Source organism: Gluconobacter sp., assembly GCF_047723935.1.
GTDB lineage: Bacteria > Pseudomonadota > Alphaproteobacteria > Acetobacterales > Acetobacteraceae > Gluconobacter.
Window position 1 is genome coordinate 1 of the sequence record NZ_JBDOBO010000081.1, and the last position, 9860, is coordinate 9860.

7 protein-coding genes are annotated in these 9860 nt (G+C 53.3%); 6 read left to right on the plus strand and 1 reads right to left on the minus strand.

Annotated elements, in window-relative coordinates:
• Positions 1 to 54: 54 nt before the first annotated feature.
• Complete coding sequence (locus ABF979_RS14730; protein ID WP_415560549.1) at positions 55 to 813, minus strand: GntR family transcriptional regulator; 759 nt, start codon at positions 811 to 813, stop codon at positions 55 to 57.
• 181 nt (positions 814 to 994) lie between these two features.
• Here ABF979_RS14730 and ABF979_RS14735 point away from each other — a divergent pair, with 181 nt between their 5' ends.
• Genes ABF979_RS14735 through ABF979_RS14760 form a run of 6 tightly spaced genes read left to right on the plus strand, consistent with a single transcriptional unit; the run spans position 995 to position 9498 of the window.
• Complete coding sequence (locus tag ABF979_RS14735) at positions 995 to 3346, plus strand: TonB-dependent receptor (RefSeq protein WP_415560550.1); 2352 nt, start codon at positions 995 to 997, stop codon at positions 3344 to 3346.
• Between the two features lie 4 nt (positions 3347 to 3350).
• On the plus strand, positions 3351 to 4703 hold the full coding sequence (locus ABF979_RS14740; RefSeq protein ID WP_215751199.1) for an NCS2 family permease: 1353 nt from the start codon (positions 3351 to 3353) through the stop codon (positions 4701 to 4703).
• A 13-nt stretch (positions 4704 to 4716) separates the two neighbouring features.
• The gene (locus tag ABF979_RS14745; RefSeq protein ID WP_415560551.1) at positions 4717 to 5805 is read left to right on the plus strand and encodes a nucleoside hydrolase; all 1089 of its coding nucleotides are present in this window, start codon (positions 4717 to 4719) and stop codon (positions 5803 to 5805) included.
• Positions 5798 to 7573, plus strand: coding sequence for an adenine deaminase (locus tag ABF979_RS14750; RefSeq protein WP_415560552.1), 1776 nt, complete (start codon positions 5798 to 5800; stop codon positions 7571 to 7573). Before ABF979_RS14745 ends, ABF979_RS14750 begins: the two co-directional genes overlap by 8 nt.
• Entirely contained in the window at positions 7574 to 8833 is a 1260-nt protein-coding gene (locus ABF979_RS14755) for an amidohydrolase (RefSeq protein ID WP_415560553.1), read from the plus strand. It begins immediately after the preceding gene.
• Positions 8830 to 9498 carry a phosphoribosyltransferase gene (locus ABF979_RS14760; protein WP_415560554.1) on the plus strand — a complete coding sequence of 223 codons (669 nt, stop codon included), beginning with the start codon at positions 8830 to 8832 and terminating at the stop codon, positions 9496 to 9498. Before ABF979_RS14755 ends, ABF979_RS14760 begins: the two co-directional genes overlap by 4 nt.
• Positions 9499 to 9860: the final 362 nt, after the last annotated feature.

Below are 9860 nucleotides of genomic sequence, written 5' to 3' on the forward strand. Positions count from 1 at the left end.
GCATGATTGAGACGCGCATAAATATAGAATCTATAAAATAAATAATTTTTATATCTAATAATTATGTATAATATCTCCATTTAGTCCAATTCTAAAATCTGCCGTTGCTTCGCTAACAAGAAGCCTACTGTATTCGCACACTCCTAATTCTGCACATGTTGTAATACGTTCAATCCGCATCAGGGTAGTCTGCTCAGAAAGCTTCATCCACTGGGCAACATCTTCCGACGCTCGGGAAAGGCCGATCGAGATATCTGCATGCGTGACCCGAAGTCCAAGCTCTTCTCGCAGAATGGCCGTTGAGGTCCGGGCAGAGGCCATCTCGCGCGTAATGGCGGACGCCAGATGCCCCGGATAAAAGACTTCCGTGACGCCAAGAGGAGTGTGCTCGCTCCTATATCCACGCCGGATAAACAGAGCCTGTTCCACCGTTTCAAAGGCCTTGGCTACCTCCTGAGGGGGAAGACGCATCTGGTAATCCAGCATGATCATTTCCGGCCTTAACCCCTTGCTCGACAAAATATCGAAGAAGGAATGGATCGTTTTCTGCCGACCGGGTCGATGGAGAGATCCCACAAAGGTCCCTCGCCCATGTTGCCGCACAACAATGTCCCGCTCTGCCAGGGAGGCAAGGGCCTGTCTGATCGTAATCCTGCTCACGGCATACAATCGGCATAGCTCAGCTTCAGACGGCAGACGATCCACAAAGCGGCTGTCTTTACCAATGAGGCTGGAAATATGTCGGGCCACCTGAAGATAAAGCGGCTCTGCGCCATTCATATCCAGCGCAGCCACAAACACAGCGTCAGGCATAAGCAAGATTTTTCCTATATTGTTGCATTTATGGATTGAAATCTTAGAGAAAATCAGTAACAGGACGTCTTATAACAACTTAAGACGTCTTTGCCGATTCACTCCCTGACAGTCCCGGGTGAGAGGCAGAACGAGCCCGTTTTCGTCGTGTCTCCGTGTTTGGCCGGGAGCTTCATCAGTCATGCGTACTTCAATCCTTCTAGGTACCACGTTTCTCGGCAGCCTAGCCTGTCTGCCCGCGCATGCGGCAACCCTGTCGGACCACCCATCCAGCATCGACAAACACCATTCGGCCCCTCATCGCAAGGCAACGTCTCTCTCAGCGGAGCGCTCGGAAGTTATCCGCGTAGCTGGTGCAGCGGCTGGCGGCGGCAGGATGGTCGCCCAGAATGGGGCAAAATCAAGAAGCGAAATCACTCAAGCCTATATTGCCAAACAGGCCCCGACGCCGAACGTGTTCAAACTTCTGGGAAACATGCCCGGCGCCAATGTTGCAAGTGCAGATCCCTTTGGCATGGTCAGCGGAAACATGACGATCCGCGGCATGAACAGCGATCAGATCGGATTTACGGTTGAAGGTGCCCCACTCAATGATATTGGGTCCTACATGGCATTCCCGACGGAATGGGTGGATTCAGAAAACCTCAATGAAGTGACAATGCAACAAGGGTCAGCCAATCTGGACTCCCCTACGATTGGTGCCTCTGGTGGTCTGGTAACAATGAACCTGATCGATCCGTCCCATAAGATGGGAGGAACCGTTGCCGGGTCTTTCGGTTCCTATAACACCCATCGGGAATATGTGCGCCTTCAGACGGGAGACATTGGCAATACCGGAATGCGCGCATTTGTCGCGTGGTCGCATCTGGAAGAGCCTCATTTCCGTGGTGCGGGTAATGATCACAAACAGCACATCGACGCCAAACTGGTAAAGGACTGGGCGAACGGAAGCAGAAGCTCAGTTGCCTTGACCTTCGACGATTCCATGAAAGTATCCTATCTCAATCCAAGCCTTTCTGCCTGGCAACAGTATGGTCGACACGCCAACTATTCCGTGGACTTCTCGCCCACAGACACACGGTACTGGAAACTGCACCAGAGCCCCTATCGAGTTCTTATTCTCAGTGCGCCGCAGAATATCGTGGTCAATAGCCACCTCGGCTTTGATTTCACGCCTTACTTCTACTGGAACTCCGGAACGATCGCGTCGGCATCTTTAATGTCAGAAAATGCCGTGTACTCAGGGAACCAGCGATACAGCGTTGATCTGAATGGCAATGGCACGACCAATGACAAGGTTATGATGTACACGCCCTTCGGGACACCATACGTCTATCGCCCGGGAATGGTCTCAAAGGTCCACTATACGATCGGCCATCATACGTTTGTGTTTGGTTACTGGTTTGATTGGTCGCGTCAGCGAATGCTCAACCCATACAGCGAAGTGGGCGCAAATGGTGGTCCGGCAAATGTCTGGGGCTACCTGGGTAATGTGAAGCTCTCAGATGGCACCCGACTGGCGAGCTACGACAACCTAACCGTGACACGGGTCAATTCCCTGTTCTTTGGCGATACCTTCAATGCGCTGCACAACAGACTGCGCATTGAAGCAGGCGTCAAAGAATCAATGGTGACACGTATTGGTTACAACTATCTGCCCGGCGCCCAGTATCGCACCAGCATGAACGCTGCCGTGACCACACCTAATCTGGGCGCGCGCTATAAAATAGATAATCACAGCCAGATCTTTGCGGACGTGGCCACGAATTTTCGGACACCGACGCTTAACGCGCTCTACAACACCTATAGTGCAACCACAGGCAAGGTTGCGACGCTCGCAAATCCCACGCAGAAAACCGAGTATTCTATCTCGGAAGAAATCGGATACCGTTATCAGGATAATATTCTGAACGGCTCAATCACATTTTTCAATTACAACTTTACCAACCGTCAGGTCGCAACGCAGGTCACGATCAATAACGCCCAGATCACACAGAACATCAACGCGGGTGGGCAGACATCGCGCGGTGTGGATGTCGAAATCGGGCTGCATCCTTGGCACCACCTGCACCCGTATGTCTCGGCTGAATATCTGCACGCCACGATCGACAATAATTACAAGGTCGGCTCTGATTATCTGAAAACAGCTGGAAAGACGGCAGTCCGCAGCCCCAGTGTTCAAGCCTCTGTCGGGCTGGACTATGACGACGGCACGTATTTCGCCGGTTTCTCGGTCAAATATGTGGGTCGCCAGTTTTCTACTTTCATGAACGATCAGGCCATGCCAGGCTATGTGAATGCTGATATGAACTTTGGCTACCGTATGCCCAAGGTTCTCAACACACATCCAGAAGTCCGGCTCAATCTCATGAACGTGGGCAACAACAAATACCTGTCGGGTGTCTCTGGTATTGCAGCGTCCTCCCGTGCCAGCAAAGGCCTTTATGGGACCACAATCGCATCTCAGGGAACACCGACGTACTATGTTGCGGGCAGCTTTGCAGCGCTTGCAACAGTCAAACTCGATTTCTGATCGGATGCTGATGACCCGTCTGGACCGATTTTTTGGCCTGACCGCCAGTGGTACAACGATCGGACGTGAGGTTATTGCTGGCCTCACAACATTTGCAGCCATGGTTTACTGCGTGGCCGTCAATCCCATGATTATGCAGGAAGCTGGCCTGGACCGGGCAAGTGTGCTGACAGCCACTTGCCTCGTGGCCATTTTTGGCACGACGGTCATGGGTCTGTTGGCCAATCTGCCGTTGGGTGTCGGTGCAGCGATGGGCTCGAATGTCGTCTTTGCGATCATTCTCGTAAAGCAGATGAATGTCCCTTGGCCTGCCGCCCTAGCGCTTGCTTGCGTGACAGGCGTTATTTTTCTGTTGATGAGTCTGACACGCATCCGGGAGCGGATCGCCCACGATATTCCAGATACGCTGCGCATCGGTATTCAGGTGGCCGTTGGTCTGGTGATCATGTTCATTGGCATGCGCAATTCAGGATTTGTGGTCGCCAATCCTTCAACATTTGTCACGATGGGGCCGGTTGGCAGCCCAAAGGTTCTTTTGACACTGGCAGGTTTCATTTTAACGCCAGTTCTCATTGCCCGACGTGTCCCCGGATCGTTAATCCTGTCCATCATCGCTCTCACCTTGGTCGGGTTGTTCTTGCCGGACGGGACAGGGCACACAATCACACGATGGCCAGAACAGGTTGTCGCCTGGCCGCAATGGCCTCACGAAACCGCATTTCATCTCGATCCAATGTATCTGGTGCACCATTTTTTCTATGTGCTGCCCATGTTGTTCTTCTTCCTGTGCACGGAATTGTTCGGGACTTTGGCAAATCTGCTTGGGGTCACCACGGCTGCAGGGATGGTTTCCGAAAGCGGACGTATCCCTCGGGCAAAAGAAGCTTTCATTACCGATGCCCTTGCCAGCATCGTAGGCCCATTGCTCGGAACATCTATTGCCGCCGTCTATTCAGAGTCGATCACTGGCGTCCACGCAGGAGGTCGGACAGGTCTGACAGCTCTGGTCATTGCCGGAGGCTTTTTGACCGCACTGTTTTTCTGGCCGCTGTTCATGATTATTCCCCCTCAGGCCACAGCCCCTTCCCTGCTCATGGTCGGCATGATGATGTTTCAGGGCGTGCGTCATCTTGATTTGTCCAACCTCAAAGAAAGCGCTCCTGCGATCCTGACATTTATTTTCGCGCTCCTGACGGGCAATCTGATCAACGGCATGGCAATCGGAACTTTTTCTTACGTGATCATGGCGCTCGCCACAGGCCGCAGGCGGAGTATTACGCCGGTGGTCTGGGGGCTTTGCGTTATTTTCGTTCTATTTTTTGTCGTATCGGCCAACCTGCACGGTCATCATGCGTGAGAAGATCTATTTTATGTTTTTGAAAAACTGCTTTTCTGCCCTTCTCCTTGGCCTTTCGGCGCTATCTTGCATCACGTCCATATTCCCCGCTGGTGCTGCCCCCACAAAAGGCTATCTGATCTTCGACAATGACTTTGCAGGCCCCGGCGGCACGAACATCCAGTCTGTTATTCCCATCCTCGGACGCAAGGATACTTCAGATTTCCTAGGCTTCACTGTGGTGATTGGGGATGGATGGGAAAACGAAGCTGTCGCTCATCTTTCGCGCTTTCTGGATATTGCCGACATTGCTGCCACGCTACCGGTTGTTCCCGGTGCAACACAGCCCCTCGTCAACTCGCGCCCTCGTCTGCTGGCATGGGAGCAGTCTAACGGGAAAATGCCATGGAAAGGCGCATGGCGTGGTAATGCCCCTGATCTGCAACCTCCGGTCGGACCGCTTAAAGAAGGTGCTTCCTTACGGGCCATATCAACGGAAACAGCTGCTCTCTTCCTGATCCGTCAGGTCCATGCTCATCCACATCAAGTGACTGTTCTGGCGGCTGGCCCACTGACCAATATTGCACTTGCCATCAAACTGGATCCCGACTTTGCCGCGCTTTGCAAAAAGCTGGTTTTCATGGGAGCCATCGTAGACGGTAACCTGCGTCAGGTTACGGATAGTGCAGACTATTATACCGACTTTAATCTCATGTTCGATCCTGAGGCAGCGAGTATTACACTCGAAGCACCTTTCCCCGAAATCATCTCAATCGGGGCCGTCGCTAACCCGATCCGTATGACACCAGACATTCGGGATCAGGCAGCTCGTAATCCGGGTGCCGTATCGGATTATCTGAAGCATTATTTCCGTCCACAACCGATGTGGGATGAACTTGCTGCCGCCATTGCTCTGGACCCTTCCCTCATTACCTCCAGCGTGACAGCCTATATGGACGTCGATCTGACCCATGGGCCCAATTACGGCTATGCTCACGCGTGGCCTGAAGCGACCCGCCCCCATATTGGTGAACGTCCCGTCATTGTCGTAACGGGCGTGGACAAAGACCGGTTTGTCAAAGGCTTTATTGAGGCTGCGAACAGGATGAACAGCCATGATTGATGTAAACAGCCCCCTGAACGACCCTGAATTACGCCGCCGCGCCGTCAGTGCAGCGGCCGGCCGCCTGCCGTTTGACATCCTGTTAATCAATGGCTCAGTTGCTGATGTCGCCACGGGTGAAATCAGGCCGGCCGACGTAGGACTTGTTGGGGCACTCATTGCCAGCGTGCATCCGCCCGGAACACGCGCAGATGCCGGGACAATACTAGACCTTTCTGGCAAGATCATTACCCCCGGACTGATCGATGCGCATATGCACATCGAGAGCTCCATGGTGACACCCCGCATTTATGCACAGACTGTTGTTCCTCAAGGAACAACAACCGTGTGCTGGGACCCCCATGAAATCGGGAATGTCAGCGGGCTGGACGGTGTCCGATGGGCCATCAATGCAACCAAGGGTCTGCCGCTCCGTATTCTGGTCGAAGCACCTTCCTGCGTTCCGTCAGCACCCGGCCTCGAACGCTCTGGAGCCGTCTTCGATGCTGGTGCGATGGAAGAAATGCTGTCTTGGCCTGAAGTTATTGGAGTGGCCGAAGTAATGGACATGCGCGGCGTCGTGGCCGGGTCTGACCGTATGGAAGGCATCGTCAACGCCGGTCTCGCAAGTGGGAAGCTCGTTTGTGGTCATGCCCGCAATCTGTGCGGCTCTCACCTGCAAGCCTTCATGGCGGCGGGTATTGAATCTGACCATGAGTTAACCAGTAAAGCAGACATTCTGGAAAAGCTCCGCGCCGGCATGACATTGGAATTGCGGGTCTCCCACGAAAATATTTTGCCGGACGCCATTGAGGCCTTCAAAGAGCTTGCCTGCGTTCCGCAGACCGTAACACTCTGCACGGATGATATCTTCCCTGACGATCTCCTGCGCCGGGGCGGCATGATCCATCATCTTCGGTTGTTGGTGTCTTTGGGGATGTGTCCCATGTATGCTCTCCGTTGTGCCACTTTGAACGCTGCCATGCGGATCGAAAGAAGGGATCTTGGCCTTGTCGCAGCCGGACGACGTGCAGACCTGGTCGTCTTCAATAATCTGACAGACTTCACGCCTCAGGAAGTTTTTGCGTCAGGTATTCATGTAGCCTCCAATGGAACACTGCTGGCGGCACTGCCAGCAGAACTGCCTGGACTTCCGTTGAACACCGTTCGGCGCTCACCAGTTACCCCAAATGATTTCCGCATCTCGGTTCCGCATGCGCGTAAGGCTCTTATCCGTACAGTTCGCACACCTCGCACCACCCAGTGGGCAGAACGGGAAATGGATGTTCTTAACGGTTCACTCGTGCTTCCTGATGAAACAGCCCTGATGGCTGTGTTTAACCGTTATGGTGAGAATACCCCGCCCGGTCTGGGTATTCTGGAAGGATGGGGAGACTGGTCGGCGACGATTGGCACAACCATTCTGCATGACAGCCACAATCTGGCTGTCTTCGGGCGGAACCCTGAAGATATGGCGCTTGTTGCCAATACGTTGATTGAAAGCGGCGGCGGCATGGCTGTGGCGCGTGATGGCCGTATTGTCGCGCTCTTGCCTCTTCCCGTCTGTGGCCTTCTTTCAACCGAGACCCCGGAGAATGTGGCCCGCCAGTTTGCCTCCGTTCGGGATGCCGCTGCGACTGCCACGACCTGGGATGGGCCTACGTCCATGATCAAGCTGGTCACCGGAGCGTCACTGGCCTGCAATCCAGGTCCACATGTGACAGATCTGGGCATTACGGACGGTATGACTGGGGAAATTGTGACAGACATGGTGCTGGAGACCTGCTGAATGCTCCCCCATGACGTCATTGGCATGCGCCGGAGTTTTCACAGTTTTCCAGAAACGGCCTTTCTCGAATATCGCACAGCTGCTCTGGTTGCAGAACGCCTTGCTGAGCTCGGATATGCGGTCCGTGTCGGTCCGGAAGTCATGTCCATGGACGGTGTGCGTGGGTTACCATCGAAAGAAAGCCATCAACAGGCACAAGAGGCAGCACGTGCCGCTGGCGCAAGTCCTCTATGGATTTCCCGCATGCCAAACGGCCAGACAGCTGTGTGCGGCGATCTCAAGCGCGGTGACGGGCCTGTAATCGCTTTGCGATTTGATATGGACGCGCTGCCTGTTCAGGAGATCAAAGACGACACGCACCTGCCTTCCCTAAAGGGCTTTTCCTCATCTTGTGAAGGAAGGATGCATGCATGCGGGCATGACGGACATACAGCCATTGGCCTCGCTGTTGCTGCCCGCCTGGCATCTCCTGAAACGATCTGGAGGGGAACGCTCCGCTTAATTTTTCAGCCCGCTGAAGAAGGTGGCCGGGGTGCACAGCCCATCGTTAATCACGGGCTTCTGGATGACGTCGATATTTTTCTGGCTGCGCATCTCGGATGTCAGTTGCCCAGTGGGACGATTGCCTTGGCCGCAGACGGTTTCCTATGGGCAGAAAAATGGAATGTGACGTTCAAAGGGGTCGCAGCCCACGCAGCAATGTGCCCGGAGGAAGGGCGCAACGCTCTCCTCGCGGCCGCAATTTCTATTCCTGCACTATACGCCCTCCCCCGCGATGGTCAGGCAGATACACGGATCAATGTAGGCTTGCTACATGCCGGCCGCACCCGGAACGTGATCGCTGATGAAGCGACCTTAGAAATGGAACTGCGCTCTTCGACCAATGACGGTTTGAAGCGTCTGACATCAGGAGCCAGAAGAACTCTGGAAGGCGCGGCCCTCACACAAGGGGCAACTATAGATATTGACGTATACGGCACGGCCATCAGCGCCATATCAGACACCAGTATCACGGAGCGTCTTCATCATGCAGTGCTGGCCACCAAGGGTGGAGAGGTTATTCAAACCTGGCCAATTGGCGGAGGGGATGACGCCACATTTATGATGCAGCGCGTGCAGGAGCGCGGTGGCCAGGCTGGGTATTGTCTGATTGGAGCGGACCTCACTGCCCCACATCATGCCAGTGCCTTTGATTTTGATGAAAGCGCGCTGGAAAAAGCTGTCGATATCCTGTTCTCCTTTGTGGAGAAGACCCAATGAGTACACTCTCCTTCTGGCAGGATTTCGCGCCTGACGAGCTTTTGGTTCCGCCTTATACTGACCGGTATCGTGTCTGCTTCGAGGGGAAGCATCTGGATCTTCCCTTGCGTCCCCTCCCTGATGGAAAAACAGCAGTTGCTTCCCTGCTCGTCAATCAAACGTCTTTCAGAGTTTTCGATATACTCTGCCAGGACCTTGTCCGACAGGCACTGCTTCTTGCACCCGATCTTATTGTTGGAATGCCTACGCTAGGTCTTGGCCTGGCGGCAGCCGTGGCCAAGGGGTGTAATCATGAACGCTTTATTCCGCTGAGTACGTCCCGTAAATTCTGGTATGACGATCAACTGTCATTCCCACTGTCGTCAATCACCACGCCGGACAGTAAGAAGCGCCTATATTTTGATCCTAATCTTCTACCTTTACTGGCAGGCGCAAAAAGAATTTTACTTGTTGACGACGTAGTCAGCACTGGTCAATCGCTCTTTGCCGCAGTTAAAATATTGGAAAGTATTGGCCACCCTCCTTCCGCTGCTTTGTGCGTTATGACTCAGAGTGAGCGCTGGAGAAGTCGGTTCTCGTTTCCTATTAAACGCTGCTTTTCATCTCCTTTATTTATAAAAAATGATGAAAATTGGATTGCAGATGGGCTTAATGGTCGTATGTAAGAGCCATTTCGAAAATTCAGGAATGGTCTGACGCCATGGAAGTGCATTCTACATACGCTGCGTTTATCAGCATTATTGAGTATGAAAAATTCTATATCTGAAGCGCTCTGGGGTTGGCGGAGACTATTTCTCCCAGGCGCAGGCTTCATAATCAAGAGAAGACGGTTGCAACGAGACAGATGGCCGAGAAGAAGTCATTCGGGGATTTGGCATGACACGTTGTAACACGGCAGATACAGAGCAATTTGAAAATCTTTGTATCGTGATTTGTGACACAGTGGGGAAGCCGAGGCTTCCCCATCAGTATCCAGAGGCTGTTATCCGACCTGAAGCAGTTCGGACAGAGCAGAGCGATCCTCCAT

Bases quoted from the DNA above. Each gene is read 5' to 3' on its own strand.
- ABF979_RS14750 (WP_415560552.1), top strand. From the start codon at position 5,798: ATGATTGATGTAAACAGCCCCCTGAACGACCCTGAATTACGCCGCCGC.
- ABF979_RS14755 (WP_415560553.1), top strand. From the start codon at position 7,574: ATGCTCCCCCATGACGTCATTGGCATGCGCCGGAGTTTTCACAGTTTT.
- ABF979_RS14760 (WP_415560554.1), top strand. From the start codon at position 8,830: ATGAGTACACTCTCCTTCTGGCAGGATTTCGCGCCTGACGAGCTTTTG.
- ABF979_RS14735 (WP_415560550.1), top strand. From the start codon at position 995: ATGCGTACTTCAATCCTTCTAGGTACCACGTTTCTCGGCAGCCTAGCC.
- ABF979_RS14740 (WP_215751199.1), top strand. From the start codon at position 3,351: ATGCTGATGACCCGTCTGGACCGATTTTTTGGCCTGACCGCCAGTGGT.
- ABF979_RS14745 (WP_415560551.1), top strand. From the start codon at position 4,717: ATGTTTTTGAAAAACTGCTTTTCTGCCCTTCTCCTTGGCCTTTCGGCG.
- ABF979_RS14730 (WP_415560549.1), bottom strand. From the start codon at position 813: ATGCCTGACGCTGTGTTTGTGGCTGCGCTGGATATGAATGGCGCAGAG.